This window comes from Variovorax sp. P4_D9 (genome assembly GCF_056401695.1).
In genome coordinates, this window is sequence record NZ_JBFUIU010001636.1 from 1 (window position 1) to 808 (window position 808).

Sequence of the window (808 nt, forward strand, 5' to 3'; positions counted from 1 at the left end):
GCCTTCCTTCATGACGCCTTCAATGGCCATTTTGCGGATTCCTTGTCATTCCCAATCGAGCGCGCCCTTTTTCCACTCGTAGGCGAAGCCCACGACGAGGATAGCCAGGAAAATCATCATGGCCCAGAAACCGACGACACCGATCTCCTTGATCGCGATGGCCCAGGGAAAGAGAAAAGCGATTTCGAGATCGAAAAGGATGAAGAGGATCGCGACCAGGTAGTACCGGACGTCGAACTTCATGCGCGCGTCTTCGAAGGCCTCGAAGCCGCATTCGTAAGGGGAATTCTTGGCCTGATCAGGCCGGTTGGGACCGAGGATGTAACCCAGAACCTGAGGAGCCACGCCGACTCCGACGCCGACCAGGATGAACAACAGGACGGGGAGGTAGGAATCGAGGTTCATCAGGGGGTTCTATCACCGCTTGACACCGGCAGGAAGCATTGATTCCTGCCGGTGAGATTTGGTGCGGTCGGCGAGACTCGAACTCGCACAGCTTTCGCCACTACCCCCTCAAGATAGCGTGTCTACCAATTTCACCACGACCGCGGTTTTTGCTGCCCGGATGGCATGAGGAACCTTGTAAGGTTTTGGCTTTCCGGAACAGCTTTAGAGTTTACCCTGAAATTCGGCCGTTTTCACTCGACGGCCAAAGAGATCGCACGCGTTTACTTGGCCGGGATCTGGCCCGCGCCTGCCGCGGGCGCAGCCGGTGCCGAGGCGGGGGCCGCCGGCGTGGACGCGGCGCCGCCGCTCGGGATCTGCGCCGCCGAATCGGGGGCTGCAGGCGTGGTTGCCGGCGCCGGTG

General features: G+C 59.9%; 1 protein-coding gene and 1 tRNA gene. Both read right to left on the reverse strand.

Annotation, left to right across the window (positions count from 1 at the left end; genetic code table 11):
• Window positions 1-45: 45 nt before the first annotated feature.
• Entirely contained in the window at window positions 46-405 is a 360-nt protein-coding gene (locus AC1DY5_RS57430) for an NADH-quinone oxidoreductase subunit A (RefSeq protein WP_478123007.1), read from the reverse strand.
• A gap of 59 nt (window positions 406-464) precedes the next feature.
• Window positions 465-549, reverse strand: a tRNA-Leu gene (locus AC1DY5_RS57435).
• Window positions 550-808 lie beyond the last annotated feature (259 nt).